Origin of the sequence: Psychrobacter halodurans, assembly GCF_017498075.1 — a bacterium.
Taxonomy (GTDB): domain Bacteria; phylum Pseudomonadota; class Gammaproteobacteria; order Pseudomonadales; family Moraxellaceae; genus Psychrobacter; species Psychrobacter celer.
Map to the genome: position 1 here is coordinate 24967 of NZ_JAGBKN010000020.1, position 25589 is coordinate 50555.

The following is a 25589-nucleotide window of genomic DNA, read 5'->3' on the forward strand; positions in this document are numbered from 1 at the left end:
GCGAGATTTACGCACGGCTTATTATCTTGGTGTTGCGATGGTGGTTTGATGTTTTTTGTCAGTCGCGTTATGACTGGATAAAAAAACAAACAACCCTGTATCGCTGAACAGCAAATATGATCGGCGGTTTACTCTACCCTAAACGATATAAAGGGTAAGCCGCTGCTGATATTAGCGTAGTGTATTGACCCTATCATTGAGACGCATGGTTTAGCGCTGCTTTGATACAGGTATCTACGTGCTTGCTTCAATAATTTAATCATGACCTTACCTGTGTTTGTTAGGGAGTCGTTACGTTCAGTCTTATCTATTGTCGATGAAGGAATCATCTGATTTATCGCCTTCTGGGGTTTTTGCGTCTGTTTTTTGCAGGCATGGCTTTTTTGATAAGCTTTTTTGACAATAGATACTTGGCTGTGACAGCGCTGCACGTGTTTATAGAAAGCTCACACGCGGCACGACTTTTTAATAAACAAACTGAGCGCACACGACAGTTATTTAACCGTGTCCCTCAGTTGAAATGCAACCTCGGTATATGTGTTATTGGTATACACAAGTGAGCATTTACGGTAAGTAGGATGGCTAAAATCAGGAGACATCCATGCAGCGTATTACTTATCGTGTGAAAGTATCAGCGCAAGGGGCCAAACGCCGTATTTCTTATCTACTGCGTCCATCTAAGCGCCTACCAAACACCAAAAGTAACATCGTTTCATCCGTTACCTCTACTACTTCAAATCGGTTTGCCAAGACCAAAAAACTGGCGCAAGTGTCTAGTATCGCCCTGCTCTCGCTACCTGCTGAGAGCTTAACGACGATGCAGGCAAGCGTACCGGCCTATGACCATGTCATGCTAGACAATACCTTGACCGTCGCTGCTGTCCCAGGAGATAGCACGTATTTTGCGACCGATGGGTTTCAGCATGGTTTTGGGTTTGACTTGGTGCGTACTTATGCTGACGAGCTCGGTGTCGATATCGACCTAAAAGCCTACGCCAGTGAAGAAGCAGCCTTACATGCCCTAAAATCTGGTGAGGCGGACATGGCATTGACCACCGCCAGTACTCAACTAAAAAGCCAGCTAAATTTGTCCTCTATCAATGTCAGCTGCGGCTATGATGCCAGTTTGACCAAAAACGGCCTACATCCAAAGGTCAGCTGGTCGTTTAATGCCCCTGATGATCCATTGTCACAAAAAGCCAGTTATTTTTTGTGCGATAGTATTAAGCTAAAAAACACCCAAAAGCTGGCCGCGTTTTATAATCAAACCCTACTAAAAGACGCTTATAGTCAAGATCACTTTAAAAAAACACTGACAGAGAGGCTGCCTGATTATCAGTCGTCTTTTGAGGAGCAAGCACGTAACTACAATCATGATTGGGAGTTATTGGTTGCGATGGGCTATCAAGAGTCACATCTGGATGCCAATGCGGTCTCGCCCACCGGCGTACGCGGCCTGATGATGCTCACCAACAATACTGCCAAAGCGATGGGCGTATCAGACCGCGTGGACCCGTATCAAAGCATCGGCGGCGGCGCGCGTTATTTAGAACAAATGAAAGATGAGTTTGCTGATGTGCCAAAGTCTGATCGAATTTGGTTTGCACTAGCAGGATACAATATGGGCCCAAATGCGGTCAAAAGTATCCAGCGTAAACTGCGTACGCAAGGCATCGATGATAAGAGCTGGGCCAACGTCTATGCCTATCTTGCAGAACACAGAGCCTCCAACAGCCGCTATGGTCAAGCGATGCACTATGTCAGCAATATCAGAAGCTATCTTGAAACCATTAAGACGCAAACTGTCTAATGACATGACACTCAAAAAACGCAAAAGCGGCTCTTATCATAAGAGCCGCTTTTTTGTGTGATGACTATATACGCTATTAACGATTGGGCACTGTCAGACGCTGACCTCGCTGTAGCATGGTGTCGGCTGCGATATTATTCATATCTGCCAACTCTTGGGTCGACACTCCATATTTACGCGCCAGCCCGATAAGACTATCTCCTGAGCCCACAGTATAGCTGACGGTTGCTTTTGGTACTTTTAATGTCTGTCCGCGTTGCAGCTGGGCATTGGTTGCCAAATCATTGGTCGCCGCCAGATCTTCTACCGACACACCAAACTCTCTAGCAAGCGCAATCAAACCATCGCCTGACTTGACCTTGTAGTTTTCGGTATTGCCCAGCTTTTTGCCGCTGCTGACTGTACTGGTTGAGGTATTGCTCGTCGCATTGCTGCTTTGGCTGCTGGCACGAGAGACCACTGGGCTACCACTAGCGGGAATCGTAATGGTACGGCCTAGTATCAAGTTTGAGTTGGTCTTTAGGTTATTGGCGGCAGCCAAGTCACTCAGACCGATATTATAACGTCTTGCCACGCCCGTTAGGGTATCACCGGATTTGACCTTATAACTGACCGCTTTATCATTTAGCTGACGATCGACGATATCTTTGGACGCAGGCACTTTAATCGTTTGACCACGTTGCAGGCGAGCTTTGGCATCAAAATTACTGTTTACCGCTGCCAGCTCTGCTGGACTGACGCCGATACTGTTGGCAATACCAATTAAAGTCTCACCTGATTTTACCTTATAACTGGTGGTTGCCACTGAGCTTGCACTACTCTGCGCTCTACTGCTGCTAGTACGAGAGGCCGCGTCTATGTCTGCGCTGGCAGGTACTTTTAGGGTTTGCCCGACATATAGAGAGTCTGTGCTGTTAAGGCCGTTGAGGCTGGCCAAAGTAGCGGTTGGCACATTGAACTGACGCGCCAAAGCGATCAAGCCATCCCCTGCTTTTACTCGGTAGCTCTGGGTCGCCGTAGCAGATTTACTGGGTTTGGATGATGGCGCGGCAGGTGTCGTTGCAGGCGCAGTGACTTTGCCAGGTACCAGCCATAGCTTTTGACCTCTGAGTAAATCCGCGCGACTACTTAGGTTGTTATAACTGGCCAACTGCGTGACCGATAGACCAAAACGGTTGGCCGTACCGATCAGCGTATCACCCCCTTGTACCACATAGCTTTCTGGCTGGTTGGCCGCTGTGCTGCTCGCACTGCTCAGAGGCTTGATGGGCTTGGCATTGTATAGATACAAGGTGCTGCCAGACAGCAGCTTGGCGCTGGCATCTATTTGGTTCCATTCGGCGATATCGCGCCAGCTCACGCCAGCTCGACTGGCAATATTGGACAGCGTATCACCACGTTTTACCGTATAGGTGCTACGTGTGCCTTGTGGCTTTGGCTTGCTGACTGGCGTTTTTGCAAAGCTCAGTTTTTTTTCATCGCCTGTCGCCTCCAAGATAGACTGCTGCGTCTGCACCGCTGATAAGTTGATGTTGCCATCGGCGTTGATGACATTGGTCTCAGGCGTGCTGCTGCGTATCTGCTTGGCAATAAAATCACGTTCTTCTTTGCTCAAAGGCGGCTCTTGAACGATGGTATTGTTTTGAGTGATTTTTGCAGACGTGGTCGGTAGGCTGTTGCTGCTTTTTAGCTCAGCATTGATTTTATTGGTCTCGGCGGTGGTCAACGGCGGCTCAGTATGTACGGCGGCGGTGTTGCTATAGACCGAGCTGCTCGTCTGTGTCGTTGTGGGCGAGATATAGCTCGTCGTCTGCTGCGGCACACTGGCATTAGCGGCATAGTCTGCCAATGCGCTGCCAGTAGATGGCAAAGCCGAGCTGGTATAAGGTTTACTATTATAGCTTGGTGAGCTTGAGCTGCTAGTGGTGGTGCTGTTATTACTGGCAGTCAACACATTACCCATGCCATTACCACGTAGCGAGCTGAGCTTGGCGTCTAGGTTGAGGCTCACATCATTAGGGATAATCACCCGCTGCGGGCCTGAGGCATCGACACGCCCTGAGGTGAGCGCGGTATTGAGTCTTTCGAGCTCATCATAACTGACGCCTGTGATTTGTGATACTTCCGATAAACTGACACCATAATTGACGGGCACACTGCGAAAATGCTGACGGTTGGCGATAGCTGGTAGATAGACACCGTACTGCTCAGGCTTGGCAACGATTTCGGCCACTGCCAAAAAGCGTGGCACGTAGTTCATGGTTTCGGTGGGCAGTCTAAGTGACCAGTAATCCGTGGGCAGACCACGAGCCGCATTAGCATCGATGGCTTTTTGCACACGACCGGGCCCTGCATTATAAGCGGCTAATGCCAGCTCCCAACTACCAAACTGATTGTGCAATGCTGTCAAAAAGTCATAGGCGGCGCGCGTCGACTCAATGACGTCACGGCGACCATCATAAGTGCTGCTTTGATTTAACCCATAGATACGGCCCGTACTAGGGATAAACTGCCATAAGCCAGCTGCTGCGGCACTACTGGTCCCACTTGGGTCATAAGAGCTTTCGATCACAGGCAATAGCGCCAGCTCGGTTGGGATATTACGGCGCTCTGCTTCTCGCACTGTGTGATAAATATAACGACTGGCACGCGCAGTCAAACGGTTTAGATACTCTTGTCGACTGGTAAACCAGCTTTTTTGTGCTTCGATACGCTGGTTATAAATTGGCTGTCCGCCGTTCATACGGTAGCCGGCACGCAAACGATTCCACAAATCACCGTATTGCTGAATGGCAAGTTTGTTGCCTTCTACCATGGTCATGTCTGTCGCTTCTAACAAATCCGCTAACTCATCTAAGCTTTCAGCATCAAGATAAGCGGTAGAGTAATCCGTGGTGGCAGATTTTGCTGCTTGCTTACCAGCACGCTTGGCAACCGTCGCCGAGGTGTTGGTCGCGCCTTTGTTTTTTACCGGCGAGGTATTGCTACAAGCACTGATGAGTAACGTCGATACCGCAAGCGTCAATGGTAACGCAATAAATGAGCGAGGGTTTGAGAGCACAGTAGACATGATATTGGAGGTTTCCTAACGACAAGAAGTAATGAGATAAGTTGCTTGATAGTATAGTCTGCAATGTAAAGCAAAGACCAGTCTGATGTAAAGACCTTAAGCAAAAATTACGGCCGCTCTTTTTTGTGACTTTTATGAATATAAGCATAGATATATAAACAAAACCTTATAAGGAATGGTTATATATCATGGATGAGCTGTATTTATTCACCATCTTAATGATTGATGGTCTTAATTAGCTACTCTTAATCAGATACTATTAATGAAATACTCTTAATTAATAGTCACTTGTGAGACCGCACGCAATAAGACAGCATTGCCCGTCGAGAGCGTCAAGGTCACCCGCGAGGTGGTGACAAACGAGACCTGCTGACCATCTTTTACCCAGCTTTCATTGGTGGTCACATTGGCTTTGGCCTGTCCACCTGTGATGACGATGTTATCGACAGAGATATCGTAGCGATAATTGGAGGTGTCGTTCCAGCTGTTTTGCAGCAGTTTTAGATAAGCTTCTTTGTCCAGACTGGTTGATTTTCCTTTTCTAGATAAAGAAATCAGCGCATCATCAGAGACCAAACGTGCAACTTGGTTGATATTTTGGCTGTTCGCTGATGATTTCATGGCAGCGGCGTAGTTTTTTACCAATGCTTCTGTCATGGTCGCCGCCTGCGCATTGATCGTGATGGTGCTTGCAGCAGCAACGACAGCGGCCACACTGGCACTTTTTATCATCAGAGCCAAAAGCCCGTTTCCCCATACTCGTTTCATGATAATCCTTAGCGATATTATCGGCGTTATGATCATACATTTTCTATTTATCTATGTATTGATGTAGAGACCACAAGCGCATTTATCGTTTGACTAAATAGGCCACCTATACTGAGTATAGGTATTGACGCCTTAATATTGACTTTACGAATCATTTTGGTAATTTTTTTAGTCCAATCACGGCAGACTCGTATCATAGTGTGAGACTATCATTCAATTCTCACAGCCATGTGACACCCTGTGTAATTATTGCGAACATCTATAACGATAGACTATCTTGAAGTATACCGTCATATCAAGCCTTACTGATTATCACAATAAGACTTGATAACTATGGAGACTCAGAGCAGCGCGGCGGCATCACTATCAGTCACGCTTAGCGTTTTCTGAGCCATTGTCTTCAGACTGTTCATCATCGCTGAGCTTCATACCGAGGCGCTCTACGCGTCTGTCCATCATTTGCCGTGCCAGCGCTTGCATGTCCTCGACGCGGTCTATCTCATCGACAATCTCCAGCCCGAGCAAGGTTTCAAACACATCCTCCAACGTCACCAAGCCTTTGACCTCACCATACTCACCCACAGTAATGGCAATGTGGACACGGTTTTTTAGCATCAGCTCTAGCAAGTCAAACAGCTTCATCTTTGAGAATACAAAGGTAATCTCTCTTTTAAACTGGGTCAACGGTTTGTGCATGGCGTGGTTGACTTTGGCCAGCAGCATATCTGTTTTTAGCACAAAACCGGTAATATTATCCAAATCACCATCATAAATCGGCAAACGCGAAAACGTCAGCTTAGGGCGATCCACCAGCAGCTCAGCCACGGTTTTATTTTCTTCAAAAGCGAGCATCACTGAGCGCGGCGTCATGATATCCTCAACCTTGATAGCGCCAAAGGCCAGCAAGTTACGGATAATGCGCGACTCTAGCGGGTCTATCTGACCTGACTCCTCACCGATACTGGCCAAAGCAGCAAACTCACGGCGGCTAAAGGTTTGCGGCTCTTTACCGCGCACTAGTAGCTTGGTGAGGCGCTCTGATATCCAAATCAGTGGATACAGCAGTAAGATAATACCGCGGACAAAATAAGCAACCAGACCGCTAAGCTGACGCCAGTACAGCGTGCCCAAAGTCTTGGGAATGATTTCAGACAAAAATAAAATCGCCAGCGTCATAATCGCCGAAAACAGTCCAAACCAAGCACTACCAAAGACGATAGTCGCTTGGGCACCAGCGCCGATAGAGCCAAGCGTGTGCGCCACTGTGTTTAATGTCAAAATAGCGGCCAGCGACTGATCGATATTGTCAACTTTTAGGCTTTTAAGCATTTCCGCTTTTTTGGGGTTGCTTTCTTGTACGTCCGCGATAAAAGACGGCGTCATACTCAGCAAAACAGACTCGGCTAACGAACATGCAAAAGACACGCCGATGGCCAGTACGACAAAAGATATCAGCAGCATCACACTCAGCGCTGTTGGGGCAGCCGCCGCGTCAGCCGCCCAAGCCAGCTGCGGTAGTAGCAAGACGACAGGCAACGGCAGCACCGCGAGTAACGGCCGACCAAAACGAGCAGGACGACACATCTTTGGGGGAGGTTCTGCTGACTCATCTTGACGACAAGCCCGCGGACGATTTAAACGAGGTACAAACATAAAAGAGGTGGACAAGTTAGGTAACCTAAACAGAAAAGAAGAAAAAAGATAATATCATGAGTACGCGCCGCCGAGCATCTACCGCATAAAAGCTGGTTAATGCTCGATAAACAGGCACTTATCGATGCCCACCACCTTGCCTGACAGCTTGTCTTATAAGCAGTTAATAGCCCAGTCAGTCAACAACCAACATCTGGCTGCTGCGCGTGACATTTTATAAGGACAGCTTACCAGCCCTACTCTCTAAGTATCGTGTGGCGGCAATTATTGCCATTTGATAGTAGCATTGATGATAATATTTCACAATAAGCCGCGCTTTTTAAGTGCGATTTTTTAGGTACGCCGTTTATACGCGAGGTTTTACGTTTCGTCATACGGGTTTTTGGCTAGCATTTGATGCGGTCAATCGCCCGATATACCAGAGAAAACACACCCAGCTTATGATTAACAGTTACCAAGTCTGGGATTTTTTGTTACTATGCGTCTAATTTTATTATTGTCTATGACTTACTGAGAGTAAATTATGTTGCTATTTATCCAAGCCGCCCATGCGGCTCCAGAAACTGCAGGCGCTGCGTCAATATTTGGCCAGATCTTATTGCCTGTCGCTTTTTTTGCGATTTTTTATTTTTTGGTCATTCGCCCGCAGTCTAAGCGTACCAAAGAGCATCGTGCTATGGTCAATGCGCTGAGTGTCGGCAATGAGATTATCTTTGCCGGTGGTCTGATGGGCCGTATCAAAGACATCGAGGGCGACTATGCTGTCGTCAGTTTGAACAACAACACAGATGTGAAGATACAGCGCGCTTCTGTCATCTCAGTATTGCCTGCTGGCACTATCGAGAGCGTATAATTATCAGCCGTGCTGTATTTATGATCGTGCGCTCGTCGTACCGATGAATACGTACGTGCCTAAAAAATGACCGTACCTTGTCTACGGTCATTTTTCGCTATAAAGTAGCAAAACCTTGCATTTTATAATGCCAAAGACGACGATAAGTTGTCAGCTTTATGTTATCGATAATCTTTCGATGACAGAGATTTTGGATGACGGCGCAAAGCGTCATCTGTATTATTTGCTTTATTGTTTTATGCTTTATTATCATCGCGGATGATCGCAATGGTACATGACAACGACTGCCAAATACGGCACTCGACCATTGCTATCGCTAACTTCCCATCTGCTAACTTGTGGCCTACGTCGCCAGTCGTTTATCAACCTAAAGAAGTGATTATGCAATATCCCGCTTGGAAATACTTACTCATCGCCGTCGTGCTTATCATTGCCGGTCTGTATGCTGCCCCCAACCTCTACCCTGACGAACCTGCCGTACAGATTACCAGTGCCGCCGCAGGTACTCAGCTGTCTGAAGGTATTTTGACCGAGTCACAAAGCCTCCTTACTGAGGCAGGTCTGGACAGTCATGATGGTACGTTTGAGGGCAACAGTGCGCTGGTACGCCTAAAAAACCCAGTCGATCAGCTCAAGGCGCAAGAAGTACTGCGCCAAAATCTGGGCGAGGACTATGTTGTGGCGCTCAACTTAGCACAGACCACGCCAGAGTGGCTACGTAGCATCGGCGCAAAACCGATGAAGCTTGGTCTGGATTTGCGCGGCGGTGTGCGCTTTGTCCTCGAAGTCGATATGGATAAGGCTCTCGAGCAGCGCTTAAGTAGTGCGAGCCGTGATATGCGCCGTGAGCTACGTGCTGAACGAGTGGCGGTCAAGGGCATCAAAACTGAAAACCAAAGTGTCGTACTGCATTTTGCCGATACCGACGCGCGTAACCGTGCTCAAAACATCCTACAAGGCTCAATGGGCAATACCTTTAGTTTGCAGTCTTCGATTGATGAGCAAGGCCCAGCGCTAATCTTGGCATACAATGACGCCACTCTCGATGAGATCAACAGCTACGCGGTCAATCAAAACCTCACGACCCTACGTAATCGTATTGCAGAGCTGGGCGTGACTGAAGCCTTGGTACAGTCACAAGGCGCTAGCCGTATCGTGGTCGAGCTACCTGGCGTACAGGACACAGCCGAGGCCAAACGTGTCCTTGGACGTACGGCAAACCTTGAGTTTCGCATGGTCGCTGAAGACGCTGATACCTACACAGGTGGCATTCCACCAGCAGGCACTGAGGCTTTTCCCTTTGAGACGCTCGATGGCCCTCCAGTACTGCTAGATCGTCAAGCCATCGTCACAGGTGATAAAGTCACCAATGCACAGACAGGCGTCGACGAAAACGGCTCGCCTGAAGTGAGCATCACGCTAGACAGTGCTGGTGGTAAGCTAATGCAAAATGCCACCCGTACTGCTGTTGGCAAACAGATGGCGGTTTTGTTTATCGAAAACAAACAAAGAATCACCTATGAAGAAGACCCAGAGACTGGCGAGACCGTCGAAGTACGCACGCCTTACGCTGAGACAAAGGTCATCAACCGCGCCAATATTCAAGCGGTACTTGGCTCATCTTTCCGCATCACGGGGCTAGATAGTAGTGCTGAAGCAGCTGAGCTGGCGCTGTTATTACGCTCAGGTGCTTTAGCGGCTCCGATGTACTTCGTCGAAGAGCGCACCATTGGCCCATCACTCGGGCAAGAAAACATCGAAAAAGGCTTATTTTCGACGCAGGTCGGTTATTTGCTGGTCTTTGCCTTTATGATTGTTTTTTATCGCCTCTTTGGTGTCATCGCCAACGTGGCCCTAGCGGTAAACGTCATTATTATCATCGCTATTATGTCGATTTTAGGTTCATCGCTTACCCTACCAGGCATTGCAGGTATCGTTTTGACCATCGGTATGGCGGTCGATGCCAACGTCCTGATTTTTGAGCGCATACGCGAAGAGCTGGCCAACGGCGTACGGCCAAAATCCGCTATCGTGGCAGGATTTGATCGCGCCTTTAGTAGTATTTTTGATGCCAACCTCACCACGTTGTTGGTGGCGTTTATCTTGTTTGCCATCGGTACAGGCCCGATCAAAGGCTTTGCGATTACGTTAGCCATCGGTATTGTCAGCTCACTATTTACCGCCATCTTGGTGACACGTGCGCTGGTACAAATTGCTTATGGTAAGCGTAAATCAATCAAACGTTTGAGCATCGGTTAGGAGAACACTATGGCGATCGATAAGAACAACCCTTTAGAACAAAACAATCCAGATCGAAATGGTCCAGGCGGCTCAAACACAGACGCTAGCAGCACGCGCCGGCGCAAAAAACCACGCCGTGATGGCAAAGGCAGTAACAACCAAGCCAAATCAAAAAAAGCGCGCCGCGGCAATAGCGGTGATAACGCCGCGCAAACGCTCAACACCCAAGCCATCGATCCAAATCTGGATATAGGTGATGCAGAAGACTATGCAGCAGCGCAAGCAGAAGGCGGCATCAAAGCGATAGGCGATCAGCGTATCATTCCATTTATGAAGATAGAAAAGCCAATGGCGCTTTTATCGCTCTTGATGGTCATCGGTAGTATCATTGCAATTGCTGTCAATGGCCTAAACCTAGGCCTTGACTTTACCGGGGGCGTCTCAGCAGACGTACGCTATGAGCAACCTGTCGAGCAAGTAGAGGTCGTACAGGCTTTAGCCGATGGTGGCTTTGATGATGCTGTGGTACAGTATTTGGGTACTCGAGAAGAGCTGCTTGTACGCCTACCGCCGCAGTCTGATAATGTCGATGGACTAAATGCCAGCTTGACCCAAGCATTGGCACTGCCCGATAATGCTGCTGATATCAGTAACGTCAATATCATCGGTAGCCAAGTGGGCAACGAAGTGTATTTAAACTCCGTCATGGCGTTGGCACTGGCGCTGGTTTGTATGCTCGGTTATGTGGCCCTACGTTTCCAATTTAAGCTATCATTGGGAGCGGTGCTTTCGCTGTTTCATGATGCCATCGTTACTATTGGTGTCTTTGCCCTATTCGGCTTTCCATTTGATTTGACGGTGTTGGCTGCTATTTTGGCCTTGATCGGTTACTCATTGAACGATACGATTGTCGTCTATGACCGCATTCGCGAAAACTTCCGCCGCGTCCGTGGTATCTCACCGCGACAGACGATTGACCTGTCTTTGACAGAGACGTTGCGCCGTACGATTATGACCATCTCAACCGTGTTACTTGTGGTATTGGCCATGATGTTCTTAGGCGGTGATGGACTATACTGGTTCTCAGTAGCGCTATTTATTGGTCTACTGGCTGGTACGTATTCATCGACTTACATCGCAAGCTCAATCCCACTACGTATGGGACTGTCACGTGACGACTTTATTGTAAAAGTAAAGCCAGAGTTTGAAGAAGAAATCGTAACGTTTAACGATCCAAAAATGTACGAATAAAGCCGTATTTGGCCATGATGGCATTCTCTTATCTCATGGCCAACTGACAACATAAACACAAAATTTGTATCTTTAATACAATAATAGCGTGTAAAAAGAAGCACCTGACTCACCAGCTGTGAGTCTAGGTGCTTTTGTCTTTTTGCTGCGTTTACGGACTACTGACCACAATCAGGTCAATATAAGACAGCCTCAGCCAGCAAAAAGACGTATGTCTATCACGTATTATCATATTGTATGTCGATTTTATTTAGCATCGCCTACGACAGCGCACTGTCTTGAACAAAGGGCATAAAACGGGTCAAAAATGTCAGTTACCGCCTCCTCTGCTAACGCCTTACCACCGATTGATACCCGCTACGCGCGCATCATCGCAATTGCGCTGCCAGTTTTGCTGGCAAATCTGGCCATGCCGCTACAAAGCGTGATCGATACGGCCATCGTCGGCAATATGAATGATACTGCTAAGCTTGCAGGTATGGGGCTTGCGATACAATTGCTGTCTTTACTCCTGGTTAGTTTTAACTTTTTACAATATGCATCGTCTGGGCTATCCGCGCAAGCTCTGGGGCAACTGGACATAGCAAGCAAAGATGAAAACACACTTGATTATCATCCTATCACTCCTTTATTGTCCATCTTACAGCGTGCTTTATTATTAGCCACGGCCATCGGCTTGGTATTGCTGCTGGCAAAACCTTGGCTGATAGATTTTGGTCTACAGGCACTATCGGCCAATCCTGAAAGTGGCCGCGCGGCCAAGACGTATTTGGATGTGCGTTTTTGGGGTGTCATCGCCGAGCTGATGAACTTTGCTTTTATTGGCTGGTTTGCAGGGCAAGGCAAAACCCGTTATATGCTGTATCAGCAGGGCTTTATCGCCGTGCTCAATATTGTCCTAACGCTGTTTTTTGTCTTTGGGTTACAGATGGAGCTGGTCGGGGTGGCACTGGGCACCACCATTGCGTTTTGGTCAGGTGTATTATTGGCTTTATGGCTGAGCTGCCGGCACCTAAAGATATCTTGGCGGACCTTGTTTTGTGCTGATCGCCAGCACTTTACTAAAGATAAAATGCTTAGGCTATTTTCGCTGAATAAAGACATCTTTATACGTACGCTGATTCTCACGTTAAGCTTTGCTTGGATTACCCGTCTATCTGCTCAAAGTGGCGATGTTATATTGGCTGCCAATGCCATATTATTACAAGTATTGAGCATATCAGCCTTTGCCTTAGATGGCGTCGCTGTATCAGCTGAGACGCTGAGCGGACAGGCAGCTGGGCGACGCGACTGGGCAAGCTTTCGCGTCGTTATCAAGCGCACTGGGGTCGTCAGCTACACACTGGCTATCTTATTAAGCGCGGTTTGGTGGCTGGCCATGCCTATCTACCTGCCATTTATGACCAATATCGAGGCTGTATTTCGCTTAGCTGACCAATATCACTGGTATGCGGTGCTCTTACCCTTAGTCGGTGTGGGCGCGTATTGGCTGGATGGCATATTTTTTGGTCTAACTGCTGGTAAGGTGATTCGGAATGCCGCGCTTATATTAGCAGCTGTATTTTTTCCGCTGAGCTGGCTACTCTATCAGCAGTGGGATATGACTGGTATTTGGCTCAGTGTCTGGAGCCTATTGCTACTCAGACTTATCATTTTAATAGGTTTTTTATATCGGGCTCATCAGACAGGCGATTATGAAAAGCTCCAAATAGACGCGTAAGGCGGTATTTGCTCCGATGTTGATATCGTCAGTTCAATATAAAAACGTTATAGCAAGTTAATAAAAAAAGTCAGTAAGAAAATTAGGATGTCACGTGACTACTCAATCAAAACCATTACATCAGCAGCATAGGACCCACTACGACTGGGCCGAGGGATTTAAAAAAAGTTTGCCTGTGGCAATGGGTTATCTGCCAGCGGGGATAGCCTTTGGTGTGCTCGCGCAGGTGGCGGGCGTCCCTATATGGGCGACCATTATGCTCAGTGTCGTACTCTATGCAGGCGCCGCTCAGTACGCCTGCTTGCCCATGCTAAGTGCCGGCCTACCGATTGGCAATATGGCAACCAATATTGCCGCAATTAACCTGCGTCATGTGTTTTATGGAATGCCATTGCTCCACTCTCTTCCGCAAAATAAAATCGCCAAAACCTACTGTTTGTTTGCCTTGACCGACGAGACATTTTCGGTGATGACCAGCCTACCTCAGGAGTCAAGGCGGTCGCTCATTTTACCCATTAGTCTGTTTAACCAAAGCTGGTGGGTGTTGGCGGGCGCGATCGGTGTGATGATCGGCAGCACCCTTAGTGATATGGTGCCGCATTTAGATTTTGCGCTGGTCTGTCTGTTTGCGATATTGGCCTATGAGCAGTTTCAGAGCATCAAACGCTATTTTCCTATTGGCATTGCCATTGTTGCGCTACTGATTGCCTCACTATTTACCAGTAACTGGTTATTATTGGTGGCCATTTTTATTTGTATGTTGATGATTTTGGCACGTGGTTTTTGGGTACAGCGCGGTATAAAAGGAGACGCTCATGAGCAGTAGTTATCTGATTTTAGCCACCTTTGCGATGGCTGCAGTGACCTTTGTCACGCGTGCACTCCCCGCTTTGATACCAAAAAAGCTGCTGGACACGCCGTGGCTACACCGTTTAAACGAAAGCCTGCCCTTATCAGTGATGGTGCTGCTTATCCTCACCAGCCTTTCTTATCAAAACTTATCAGTGACCACCGGTATGCATAGCGCAGAGCTACATTTGCTGATGGCACAGATTGGCGCGCTACTGTTGGTGCTACTGGTTTATCATATCAGCCGTCAGTTATTGGTCAGTATGGTCGTTGGTATCGCTACCATTAACGGGCTGCTATGGCTGTTTACTCAGTTTTTGGGCTAACAGTTTTATAGTAGCACCGCTTTATCTTTATCTTGTGATGAAAAAGGCTGAACTCTGATGAGAGTCCAGCCTTTTTATTAGATACTATGAGCGGCTGCTCAGTGAGACATTGATATTATAGCTCTTCGACGCCCATCATATCGACTGGCGTATCAGCGACGATTTGCACGCCTTTTTTACCTGTTTTGGCAGTGTCGCTGCGCTGCTCTTGTAGATGGTCAAGATAGGCTTCGTTGATTTGACCTGTGATGTAGCAGCCATTAAACACGGCACAATCAAACCCTTCTACTTTGCTGTGCTTGGTGTCCTTGACCGCGTCAATCAAATCCTCTAAATCTTGAAAAATCAAACGATCAGCACCGATGATATCTCGTACTTCCTCTACCGTATGACCAGAGGCGATCAGCTCGCTACGCACCGGCATATCGATACCATACACGTTTGGATACTTGACTGGCGGCGCGGCACTAGCAAAAAACACTTTGTTGGCACCAGCATCACGCGCCATCTGGATGATCTCGTGACAAGTCGTACCACGGACGATAGAGTCATCTACCAACAGTACGTTTTTGCCCTTAAACTCGAGCGGTACTGCACTGAGCTTTTGACGGACAGATTTTTTGCGCTGCTGCTGACCTGGCATGATAAAAGTACGCCCGATATAGCGGTTTTTCATAAACCCTTCACGGTACTTGACGTTCATCTTTAGCGCCAGCTCCATCGCAGAGGTGCGCGAGGTGTCTGGAATAGGAATCACCACGTCGATATCGTGATCGTCGCCCCACTCTGCAAGGATTTTGTCTGCCAGTTTTTCGCCCATGCGCAAGCGTGATTTGTAAACCGAGATGTTGTCCATAATAGAGTCTGGACGGGCAAAGTAAACATACTCAAAGATACAAGGTGTGTATTCTTTTTGCTCAACACATTGATGGGTATGCAGCTTGTGATCCAAATCGATAAAAATTGCTTCGCCTGGTTTGACATCACGAATAATGCTAAAGCCTGACCCTGTCAGTGCCACAGACTCAGATGCCACCATGTATTCGGTGCCACCGTTGGGTGCCATGCGCTTACCAAAAATCAGCGGACGAATACCGTTTGGATCACGAAACGCCAATAAGCCGTGACCTGTGATCAAAGCGACCACGCCATAAGCGCCTTCGCAGCGGCTATATACCGCTTTTACCGCTTCAAAAATATCGTCAGCGCTTGGGTTGGTTTTGCCCAAGTTTTGCATCTCATGCGCTAGTACGTTGAGCAGGACCTCAGAGTCAGAGTCGGTATTTAGATGGCGACGATCTTCGATGTACAGCTCTTTTGCCAAACTCTCAGCATTGGTTAAATTACCATTGTGTGCCAAGGTGATGCCATAAGGCGAGTTGACATAAAATGGCTGAGCTTCTGCGCTGCTAGAGGTGCCCGCTGTTGGATAGCGTACGTGGCCGATACCAAATTTGCCGACCAGCTTGATCATATGACGGTTCATAAACACATCACGGACCATGCCGTTTTCTTTACGCAGATAGAGTCGTCCATCTTGCAACGTCACAATACCTGCTGCATCTTGCCCGCGATGCTGTAGCATCGTCAAGCCATCATAAAGAATCTGATTGACTGGCTCATGAGCTGCAACCCCAACGACTCCACACATAGTTTTATCCTATTTTGACCCATACATTAGTACTACAATGACGACGAGACTTTAGAGCGGCCTGTTTAACAGCCAGCATCGCCTTGCCATCTACCTGATGATATCTCTTACTACACTGATGTGTTATTTGTCAAAAACGCCCGCTATCGACTCTAGAATGTCGATTGCCCGTTTATGAGCTGTAATTGCTATCAAATCATTTTTTATCAAGGAAGAATACGAAGATAATGTCATAAAATTTGGTCTAACCAAAATTGGCCGATGATATCGAACGCTTAAGACTGATTGACCTGATCCCACGCCATGCCCAGTACGTCTGACACCAAGGCTTTACCCATCGGTGCATAAGACAATAGCTCTGGCGCGAGGACGGACGTTTGCCACTGCGGCATTTGTACCAGCAGAGGCGCGCTGACACTCAGCACCACCAAGACCATCAGTACGTTTTTTGCCGCGCCAAGTACGCCGCCTGCCATTTTATCCAACACACCCAAACGCAGCGTCTGAAGAACACCGGAGAATACAAAAGCAACCAAGTGCATAATGGCCAAAATAACAATCACCACCAATAAAAACGCCATGGCTATCTGCAAAACAGGGTTTTGTACCACACCCACCAGCTGCGGAGCAATCGAACCTGCCAACCGAGTGGCGGCGATCAGGGCGACAAACCAGCCCAGCAAACCTACTGCCGTCTTAATCAGCCCCACCTGAAAGCCGCGCCAAAGTCCAACCAAGACGACGATAGCAATCACGATATCCAAACCACTCATGTCCTATGCCTCATTGGTTGTATCATCTGTATGGTGAGAGAGTGCCGCTGATGACATGCTTTAGCTTTCCATGGCGTCATAATAGCCGCCGATCGCCTGAATACAAGACTGTACCAGACCAGGCCCACGATAGATAAGCCCAGTATATAGCTGTATCATATCGGCTCCTGCTTCGATTTTTTTGACCGCTTTGGCACCGCTGTCGATACCGCCAACCCCAATCAGTGCCACTTTGCCTTCTAGCTGATCTGAGAACTGCTGCAATATCTGGGTACTGGTATGGCTCACAGGACGACCTGATAGCCCGCCTGCTTGGTCGCCATCTCGCAGATCCTCCACCCCGACTCGACTCAGCGTGGTATTGGTTGCGATTAGACCGTCAATCTCAAAGTCTATTAATTGCTGCGATATATAGTCAACTTGTAATGGCTCTAAATCTGGAGCGACCTTTAGCACCAATGGCACATAAAAGCCATATTCGCTAGCCAGCTGACTGTGGCGGTTTTTGATCGTATGCAGCAGCTGCGTCAGTGCTTCACCACTTTGCAAATCGCGTAAGTTTTTGGTGTTGGGCGAGGAGATATTGACCGTAATATAAGAGGCATGCGGATAGACACGCTCAAGACAGTATACATAGTCATCGGCCGCCTGCTCTACAGGGGTGTCGGCGTTTTTACCGATATTAATTCCGATATTGCCTTTGTATTTACACCGCTTAACGTTTTCTATCAGATAATCAACGCCCTGATTATTAAACCCCATACGATTGATAATCGCATCGGCTTGTTTGATTCGAAAGAGTCTGGGCTTCTCATTGCCCGCCTGCGCTCGAGGCGTGACGGTCCCGACCTCAATAAAACCAAAACCCAGCTCCGCCAGCGCATCGATATAATCGCCGTTTTTGTCCAGTCCAGCGGCCAATCCTACAGGGTTGGAAAACTGCAATCCCATACAGTCAGTAGGCTGCATCAACTGACCATAGGCCAACCCCAATACACGCGCTCTGTGCGCTTTGTCCAATAAAGACAGTGTCATTTCATGGGCGTGCTCAGGATCCATATTAAACAAAAAAGGGCGAAGTAAGGCATAAGACATAATGGTGGCAGACCCTGCTCGAAAGTTATGGTGAATGAAAAGTGCGAATAAGATCAAGCGCTGCGATTATATCAGCTTAACAGAAATAAGAGCAAAGTTTCATGGGCTAAATTTTTATATTAAGGCACAGGGCGATTGTCTGTGAGTGCAATCCAGCCTCTGATGATTCGGTAAAGATGCCAAATAAAAGTAAACAGCATTATTAGCAATCCAACCCCTGCCAGTAGTACCGAACCGATGGCCATGTTGTTGCTACTATCGGTCAACATACTCACCCCAAATCCGCCGAGCGCAAAGGCAATAATAACAATGCCCAAGACAAACCAAACAATACTGTACCAAAAAGTCTTGATTTGCCAATCAAAATGAGTAGCAAGCCATGAGCCATCGGCATCATGACGCTTAGCATAGTTCATCACGATCGGCACAATCCACAACAGACCTGCGGTAAAATAACTGACCACATAGAGCAGATAAGTGATGTGATTGTAGGTGATTAAGGAGCGGCGTTTGTCGCTATTCATAGTATCCTTCGCCTGATTGTTATTGTTATTCATAGGATAATTGGCCATTGTACGCATCCATATCTGACAGTGACTGATACTTAGTTCATTGTGTCAAACAAAGGGGTTTTCAATGGTGCATCTGTCAATAGCCTGCTGTAGATGACTCACTGAGCGATGGTCGCTTGTACTTGTATCAGCTGACTGGTCAAATCCTGTTGCATCGATAGCTGAGTAAACTGCCAACCTTGCTGCTGCAGCTTGGCAAGTCCGCCACTGACCACCGCTTGACTAGCATGATTAAAGCTGAGCTGTACCGCATCGCCCGCCGCGACGACTTGCGCGTTGGCAATGCCTGAGTGATCAAGTAGCGTACTGACGCGGCTGGCAGGCGGCATGGCCGCTGCGCCGTCTGGAGCAGCAGATGCAGTGAGCGCCTGACTGTCGATATTGCCTGCCTGAGCACGCAGCCAAAAATAGTCAGCCACTTGCGCTTGATAGGCGTTTTTACTGTCTGTTGCTGCTTGATGCGTACTATAGCCACCATAACCGCCCACAAACACCAATAAAAACACAGACAGTACCGTTAGCGCTAGCTGATCGCGTGATGGCAAGGCATGCCAGCGCGACGATAAGGTGTTTCGGTAATGACTAAAGCGCTCCAATAAAGCATTGTCCTTTATCAGCTTACTCGGCTCAGCAATGCTGTTGCGGCTCTTGGCACGGCGCTGTAAACGTTTCATTTTCTACCTTTTGCTGATTTTGCGATAAGTAAGAAAGACTTAGACTATGAGGTCGCCGTGGCCGCTTGCAAGTCCGCACTCTCTGCGACCGCTACTGTGATCTGACCACTGAACTGCCCTTGCTCAGTGCTATTGACCTGAGCCAGCTTTGCATCGATGCCTTGGGCAACCAAGGTGCTGGTAAACTGGTCAAGACTACCACGATCAGGAGCAATCAAGGTAAAACTTAGCGCAGATGGCTGCATTACCAAAGCCTGTGCATGCAATGAAGACTGTTTGATCAATGGCGATATCCGTGCCAGTGTCGCCATATGAGACGCTTGTGCTTGACTGTCATGGCGCAGTTTTGGTTGCAGCTGTATTTGTAGCTTGTTGCGACTGCTCAGTGGCTCGTTGGCAAACCAAGAGTTATACTGATTTGCAATCTCAGCTTTGGTCGCCGTGGCTGCCTGCTGGTACTGATACCACTGCACGCCATCGGTTGCTATTTGTAGCACTAGCGCTGCCAACGCCACCATCATCGCCACCCGCAAATACGGCGATAACTGAGAATCTGCGGATTTTACAAAGAAATTTAGCGCATGGCGCTCAGGGTTTTCAAGTGGTACTGGGGGGTCAGATAGCGGCGTCAGCAGCAGCTGATGATCAGCGATAAGCGCAGCGGTGCAGGCAAACCAATCAGACCGAGCGTCCAGCTCGTCTGGCTGTTCTATAGCGGTGATAGGCGGCAAAAGGCTCACCTCGCTTAAGTGCGGAAAACGCTCAAAAATCAGCGGTAAATAACTGACCGCCATGCCCTGCCATGCAGACTGGCGCAGCAAAGTGGTTTGCTCGTCTTGATAAAGCGTGATTTGCTGACCGGCCTGCTCCGTTGGCGCAGGCAATAACAAAAAATCAGGCAATAGTGCGATAAGGCTCATGCCAGCCAACTGCGCGCTTTGTTGCCATGAGTCGATATCGCTTTGCGCCAAGGCATACAATTGATGACGCTCAGCGTGACTGATCTGGCGAACGGCCAACTGCTCCACAGGAGTCAAGGACATCTCTTCAAACAAATACTGCTTGCCACTATTACCCAGCTGCTTGAGCTGGGCAGTATTTAGCTCAGTATCTACCTGCAATACATGACTGGATGGAAAGTACAGGCAGACCGCATTTTTTCCATTGGCTTTATAATTACCATACCTCTCTTGTAGCTGCTGCCACCCCTCAACGCTTTGCCAGTGTTGGAGGTCTTCATGCCAGACAGCCAGTGGGCTATGCTGCGCCCGTAACCAAACATGTATCACTAAGCGTGTCCTTAATCATTAAAGCATTTATCAAAGGTAAGTGGCGTTATTGTGTAGACAACCGCTACTGGGTGACGATCATAGTCACGGGCAAAACACGCATCACATCAAACAAGCTAATAAGGTTGCTTTGGTACAAAGCGATCCGTTTCCCGCGCCATGCCAGCCATCACAAAGTCCATCTCAAACACTCGTGCTTCTGCCAAGGCAAACGACTCAGGATACTCCCCTATCAGCAGTCCTGCGATGTGAGCGACGATTGACATATGACACACCACAACCAAGCACTCGGCTTCAATATGACCAAGGTCGATCAAGGCTTGATGCGCATCATCTGCTGGCGTAATGTTATCTAGTATGACAAAGGGCACTGTTGGCGCACAGGCTTGAAGCGCGGCCAAGGTTTGCTGCGCTCTATCATAAGGACTCACGACAAACTGATCTGGCTGATAGCGCGTCATCACGAACTCTGCCGTTTGCGCCGCCTGCTCTCTACCCAGATCTGTCAGTTGACGCGCGCTGTCTGGCCGCGTGTCGTTCTCTGCTTGACCATGACGTACCAATATAATTTTCATAAGCTTCCTTAATGCCGCCTAAGCGCTACATACCTACTGCGAGTTTTTAGCAAGTCGGCTTTTTATTTGGCGTATTATTTGTCTTTATCACTGTCCTTGTCAGCGGTTTTGCTGGCTGAGCTTTTCATATGTGCCGTCAGCGCTGCATTGCTATGATCATGCGCCATCACAAACTCGACATCGCTACGAAACCCAGCTTCCATCAGATGCAAAGCCACACCCAAGGCCGCCTTGTCTTCATAAATGACGGCGTAGAGGGCATGAGTAATGGGCATATAGATGCCCTCGCGGGTGGCTTTTTCGTGCACTTGCTGGATGGTATTGACCCCTTCCGCGGTCTGACCCAGCTTTTTGACTGCCGCATCGATATTCATACCACGGCCAAGCATATTACCGATACGAAAGTTGCGACTGAGCTCTGAGTTACAGGTTGCGTATAAATCACCAACGCCTGATAGGCCTAAGAATGTCAATGGATTGGCCCCCGCCTCGACCCCGAAACGGCTCATCTCAGCCAAAGCGCGGGTCAATATCATGGCCTTGGTGTTTTCGCCGACTTCATAGGCCGCTGCCATACCCATAGCAATCGCATAAATGTTTTTGAGCGCGCCGCCCAGCTCTACGCCTTTGACATCATCACTGGCAAATACCCGAAAAAACGCACTATGCAGCGCGGCTTGCACCGCATGACGCAGCGGCTCAGACTCACTCGCAATCACCGTAGCAGAGGGCATGTTTTTCATGATTTCTATGGCTAAGTTGGGCCCTGACATCACGCCAAAATTCACCTCTGGCAACTCTTCTTTGATGATGTCACTCATCAAGGCAAACGTGTCTTTTTCCATACCTTTGGTCAAAGAAACAATGGATTGCCCACTGATAAAAGGCGCGATGTTTTTTAGTGTCTCACGAAAGGCCAAACCAGGCACCGCAATAAAAATAATGTCTTTATCTTTGACTGCGGCGGCCAAGTCATGACTGTATTTTAAGCGATCATCAAGCTTATGTCCTGGCAGATATTTTTTGTTGGTTTGAGTTTTTGCCATCGCCTTCACAGTGCGCTTATTGCGCACCCAAAGCGTGGTATCACAGCCATTCCGCGCCGCGAGATTTGCCATGGCGGTACCAAAACTGCCGCCGCCCAAAAACGCCAAACGCAGCTTGGTCGGATTGCTATGGATTTTGGCCATGTTTTTTGCAACGGCAGACTCTACCGCACTGGGATTGAGCTTTTTACGGCCCAGACCTGATTTGGTGGCGCGCTCGATGATGCCTGCCAGCAGACTGTTTTGTTTATCAGAGCTTTGCTTATCCGTGTCATTATGCTTGTTATTGGTGTCTTTATTACTGTCGTTAGGGCTAGTCATGTTCTGGTATCCGTGTTGACTGACTGATTATAAGTAGCATTATCGTGATTGAAAACCAAGATGCCGGCTGTGTTTATTATATATCGTGGGCATCTAAACCAAAGCGCCTGTATGCCTTATGACTCAAAACGTATGAGCGGTTCAATGTCAATGGGCTTGCGTGTAGGCTCATCCTTAGGACTGGTGCCAGTATAAACAAAAGCCGTAATATAATCATCTGGCCCCACGCCAAAGTATGCCTTGACCGCAGGCTCATTACAAAGCAAGCCTGTCCGCCATACCGTACTAAAGCCTTGTGCCTTTAGAGCCAGTAGCATATTTTGGACAGCGGCGCCTGCGCTGAGCAGCTGCTCAAAAGGCGGCACTTTTTTGTGTGCTTGCATGTTGGTCACGACCGTTATGATAACAGGTGCACGTAGCGGCATGGTATGAGTTTTTTCGATGGTTTTTTCGGTCAGCACTTCACCTTGTTGTGCAGCCTGTGCCTTTGCGGCGCTCACCAATGCCGCGCCCAACTGACGACGCGCCTCACCTTCGGTCACGATAAACCGCCACGGTTGCAGCTTTTTGTGGTCAGGCGCTGTGGCTGCACAGGCGATTGCTGCTTCTATCTGAGCACGAGTAGGTGCAGGCGTGTCTAGATTGCCCATGCTGCGCCTCGAGCCAATCCAGCCGATCATCGCTTCACTATTGACTGGCATATCATCCGTGTTGATACTTTGTATAGACTGCTTTTTATTATTTTTATCAGAGGTAGTCATTACCGCTCCTTATTTATTTTGTGGTCACAGACGCGTTGCGTCAAGCTTTGATAATCCTTAAAGCTATTTTTTACTCAAAACGACTTAAAGCCATTGAATGCGCACACAATATCACGCCTTTGTTATACCTTTAACACACCCTTGCACTCAACAGCTATTACTGTACTCAACAGCCATTGCCGCTACGCAGCCTCTTCGGTGCGATGCTCCGTACGCAGGTAGTCTTCTGATTGCATCTCAAGCAAACGCGAACGTGTACGTTCAATCTCAAAAGCCAGTTTTTCTCCTTGATAAAGCTCAAGAATAGACTGCTCGGCACGCACCAGTAGCTTGACACGGCGATCATAAAACTCGTCGACCAGATAAATAAAGCGCCGCGTTGGATCCCGTAAATCATCGTCTAAGGCTGGCACCACATCGACCAGCACCGTACTAAACTGTTTGGCGATTTCGATAAAATCTGCAGCAGAGCGCGGCTCCATACACAAGTGTCTAAAGTCACAAAACAAGATATCTTCGGTACGGGCGTTGACCTTAATCGAGCGGCCATTGATGACAATAGGCTCTTTGCTGATTTTTTGGTTGTTAGAGAGGCTGGCAAAACGGTTGGCCAGCCAGTGATGATTGGCCTTGGTCAATGGCGACTCATACAGCTCAGCTTGCTGCAGTACCCGCAAACGATAGTCGATGCCTGAGTCGATATTCATCACTGTAGTATGGTGCTCGACCTCAGCGATCGCAGGCAAAAAGCGGTCACGGTGCAGGCCGTCTTTATACAGTCCTGCTGGCTCGATATTGGAGGTGGCGACCAACGTCACGCCGCGATTAAACAGCATGGTAAACAAATCGCCTAAGATCATGGCATCAGAGACGTTGGAGACAAAAAACTCATCAAAACAAATCACCACCGCTTCTTTGTAAATAATATCAGCAACTTTTTCGAGTGGATCACTTTGACCTTGGAGCGCGTTAAGCTCTTGGTGCACGCGCTGCATGAAATGATGGAAGTGCTGCCGCATCTTACGCTCGATGGTCAACGAGTCATAAAACATGTCCATCATCCACGTCTTACCGCGGCCTACCCCGCCCCACATATACAGACCCTTTGGGGCAGCAGGCTTGGATTTCAAAAAGCTAAAAAAGCGCTTTTTTTGTGGCACGCTGTCATTGAGCTGATGATACAGCTCATCGAGATAGCTCATGGCCTGATATTGCTGTTCATCTCGCGTAAACTCACCTGTGCTGATGGCTTGCTCGTAGCGTTGCAACGGGGATAAACTCATAATGCGACTCATTGTTTAATAAAATTTATTTAATAAAATCAAATGGTTGTATTTTTACCATTGTACATAGCTGACGCGGCGCTCATAGCAATCGGTCCTAGCTATCGTCCAGAAAAGCTATCGTCCAGAAAAGCTATCATTAGAAAAACTATCGTCCAGAAATACTGTGGTGCTCAAGCAGTTTTTTTAATTCAGACAAACGCCCATGAAAAAAGTGCCCCGCCCCATCGACCACACTGACGGCGATACCCAGACGATCCGCAAATGCCTGCATCTTAGCAGGGTCAATCACCTCATCAGCATTACCATAAATCTCAAAGGTCTTATCAGCAGGTAAGTCGATATCACTACTGTCGTTTTTTTCTACCGATGGCGCGATAAGCGCGATATTTATAAGCTCAAAATCGCTCACGTCCCAGATATGTGAGGCCTCAAGCACTTGTTCGGCAACGCGCGCGGTGACATACCCGCCAAAGGAAAAACCGCCCAGCCACAGCTTGCGCGCGCCGGTTTGCTCAGCGATCCATTGTAGCACGGTCATCGCATCGACGACTTCGCCATCGGCATAGTCATGCTCGCCTGTGGACTGACCGACACCGCGAAAATTAAACCGCACTACATGCATGCCACTATCGCGAGCAAAGCGGTACATGGTCGTGACCACTTTGTTATTCATCGTCCCATCAAACAAAGGGTTGGGGTGACAAAGCAGCGCCACCGTATCGGTATTGGGATCGTTAGGGTTGTCTTTTTGCCAGAGCGCATCGACCTCGAGCACGCCAGCAGGAGCAGGAATCAGGTGCATATTATTACTTACTTAATTAAGAATGAATGTCTCAATTATCCTAGATATGGTTTATATTTCAAGTGATTTGCTGTACAGACGCCTTAGGGCGTGTCCTCAATTCAATCAATAGCCATCTAAATGGGCTAAAAATGGCTAAATCTGGCCAAACGGTGTCAAATAGCTGACTAATATCTCAATATTATCTGCGCTATTTTCCTTGT

General features: G+C 48.1%; 21 protein-coding genes. 7 read left to right on the plus strand and 14 right to left on the minus strand.

Annotation, left to right across the window (positions count from 1 at the left end; all coding sequences use genetic code 11):
- Positions 1 to 601: 601 nt before the first annotated feature.
- Positions 602 to 1810, plus strand: a complete 1209-nt coding sequence (locus J3491_RS09355) for an MltF family protein (protein ID WP_207970018.1) — start codon at positions 602 to 604, stop codon at positions 1808 to 1810.
- A gap of 76 nt (positions 1811 to 1886) precedes the next feature.
- Here the strand turns inward: J3491_RS09355 and J3491_RS09360 are convergent, their stop codons facing one another.
- The 3 genes from J3491_RS09360 to J3491_RS09370 all read right to left on the minus strand — a co-directional run bounded on the left by J3491_RS09360 (position 1887) and on the right by J3491_RS09370 (position 7301).
- Positions 1887 to 4880, minus strand: coding sequence for a LysM peptidoglycan-binding domain-containing protein (locus J3491_RS09360; RefSeq protein WP_207970019.1), 2994 nt, complete (start codon positions 4878 to 4880; stop codon positions 1887 to 1889).
- Positions 4881 to 5153: 273 nt separating this feature from the next.
- A complete protein-coding gene (locus J3491_RS09365) occupies positions 5154 to 5648 on the minus strand; it encodes a hypothetical protein (RefSeq protein WP_100749458.1) in 495 nt (164 codons plus the stop codon).
- A 366-nt stretch (positions 5649 to 6014) separates the two neighbouring features.
- Positions 6015 to 7301: a CNNM domain-containing protein gene (locus tag J3491_RS09370; protein WP_207970031.1), complete on the minus strand. Its 1287-nt coding sequence runs from the start codon at positions 7299 to 7301 to the stop codon at positions 6015 to 6017.
- A 523-nt stretch (positions 7302 to 7824) separates the two neighbouring features.
- Here J3491_RS09370 and yajC point away from each other — a divergent pair.
- From yajC to J3491_RS09400, 6 genes are all read left to right on the plus strand, one after another.
- Positions 7825 to 8154, plus strand: coding sequence for a preprotein translocase subunit YajC (gene yajC / locus J3491_RS09375; RefSeq protein ID WP_075102080.1), 330 nt, complete (start codon positions 7825 to 7827; stop codon positions 8152 to 8154).
- A gap of 381 nt (positions 8155 to 8535) precedes the next feature.
- Positions 8536 to 10413, plus strand: coding sequence for a protein translocase subunit SecD (secD, locus tag J3491_RS09380; protein WP_075102081.1), 1878 nt, complete (start codon positions 8536 to 8538; stop codon positions 10411 to 10413).
- Between the two features lie 9 nt (positions 10414 to 10422).
- Positions 10423 to 11646 (plus strand): protein translocase subunit SecF, encoded by a 1224-nt coding sequence (gene secF, locus J3491_RS09385; RefSeq protein ID WP_207970020.1) that lies wholly within the window; start codon positions 10423 to 10425, stop codon positions 11644 to 11646.
- A gap of 307 nt (positions 11647 to 11953) precedes the next feature.
- Positions 11954 to 13366, plus strand: coding sequence for an MATE family efflux transporter (locus tag J3491_RS09390; RefSeq protein ID WP_075102083.1), 1413 nt, complete (start codon positions 11954 to 11956; stop codon positions 13364 to 13366).
- A 94-nt stretch (positions 13367 to 13460) separates the two neighbouring features.
- Positions 13461 to 14192 carry an AzlC family ABC transporter permease gene (locus tag J3491_RS09395; RefSeq protein WP_424108358.1) on the plus strand — a complete coding sequence of 244 codons (732 nt, stop codon included), beginning with the start codon at positions 13461 to 13463 and terminating at the stop codon, positions 14190 to 14192.
- Complete coding sequence (locus J3491_RS09400) at positions 14182 to 14541, plus strand: AzlD domain-containing protein (protein ID WP_075102085.1); 360 nt, start codon at positions 14182 to 14184, stop codon at positions 14539 to 14541. Before J3491_RS09395 ends, J3491_RS09400 begins: the two co-directional genes overlap by 11 nt.
- Before the next feature lie 115 nt (positions 14542 to 14656).
- On the opposite strand, the gene purF is transcribed toward J3491_RS09400, so the two are convergent.
- The 11 genes from purF to J3491_RS09455 all read right to left on the minus strand — a co-directional run bounded on the left by purF (position 14657) and on the right by J3491_RS09455 (position 25386).
- Entirely contained in the window at positions 14657 to 16192 is a 1536-nt protein-coding gene (gene purF / locus J3491_RS09405) for an amidophosphoribosyltransferase (RefSeq protein ID WP_100749453.1), read from the minus strand.
- Positions 16193 to 16467: 275 nt separating this feature from the next.
- On the minus strand, positions 16468 to 16965 hold the full coding sequence (locus tag J3491_RS09410; protein WP_207970021.1) for a CvpA family protein: 498 nt from the start codon (positions 16963 to 16965) through the stop codon (positions 16468 to 16470).
- A gap of 60 nt (positions 16966 to 17025) precedes the next feature.
- Positions 17026 to 18060 (minus strand): quinone-dependent dihydroorotate dehydrogenase, encoded by a 1035-nt coding sequence (locus tag J3491_RS09415; protein WP_075102088.1) that lies wholly within the window; start codon positions 18058 to 18060, stop codon positions 17026 to 17028.
- 119 nt (positions 18061 to 18179) lie between these two features.
- Positions 18180 to 18584, minus strand: coding sequence for a DUF4870 family protein (locus J3491_RS09420; RefSeq protein ID WP_105246715.1), 405 nt, complete (start codon positions 18582 to 18584; stop codon positions 18180 to 18182).
- Positions 18585 to 18730: 146 nt separating this feature from the next.
- Entirely contained in the window at positions 18731 to 19306 is a 576-nt protein-coding gene (gene gspM, locus J3491_RS09425; RefSeq protein ID WP_207970023.1) for a type II secretion system protein GspM, read from the minus strand.
- Between the two features lie 44 nt (positions 19307 to 19350).
- Entirely contained in the window at positions 19351 to 20595 is a 1245-nt protein-coding gene (gene gspL, locus J3491_RS09430) for a type II secretion system protein GspL (protein WP_207970024.1), read from the minus strand.
- Between the two features lie 116 nt (positions 20596 to 20711).
- Positions 20712 to 21170 (minus strand): phosphohistidine phosphatase SixA, encoded by a 459-nt coding sequence (gene sixA, locus J3491_RS09435; RefSeq protein ID WP_075102092.1) that lies wholly within the window; start codon positions 21168 to 21170, stop codon positions 20712 to 20714.
- A gap of 74 nt (positions 21171 to 21244) precedes the next feature.
- Positions 21245 to 22537, minus strand: a complete 1293-nt coding sequence (locus J3491_RS09440; protein WP_207970025.1) for an NAD(P)H-dependent glycerol-3-phosphate dehydrogenase — start codon at positions 22535 to 22537, stop codon at positions 21245 to 21247.
- 116 nt (positions 22538 to 22653) lie between these two features.
- Positions 22654 to 23298 carry a nitroreductase family protein gene (locus tag J3491_RS09445; RefSeq protein WP_207970026.1) on the minus strand — a complete coding sequence of 215 codons (645 nt, stop codon included), beginning with the start codon at positions 23296 to 23298 and terminating at the stop codon, positions 22654 to 22656.
- A 182-nt stretch (positions 23299 to 23480) separates the two neighbouring features.
- Positions 23481 to 24581, minus strand: coding sequence for a cell division protein ZapE (zapE, locus tag J3491_RS09450; RefSeq protein WP_105246127.1), 1101 nt, complete (start codon positions 24579 to 24581; stop codon positions 23481 to 23483).
- A gap of 148 nt (positions 24582 to 24729) precedes the next feature.
- Complete coding sequence (locus J3491_RS09455; RefSeq protein WP_207970027.1) at positions 24730 to 25386, minus strand: alpha/beta hydrolase; 657 nt, start codon at positions 25384 to 25386, stop codon at positions 24730 to 24732.
- Between the last annotated feature and the right edge of the window lie 203 nt (positions 25387 to 25589).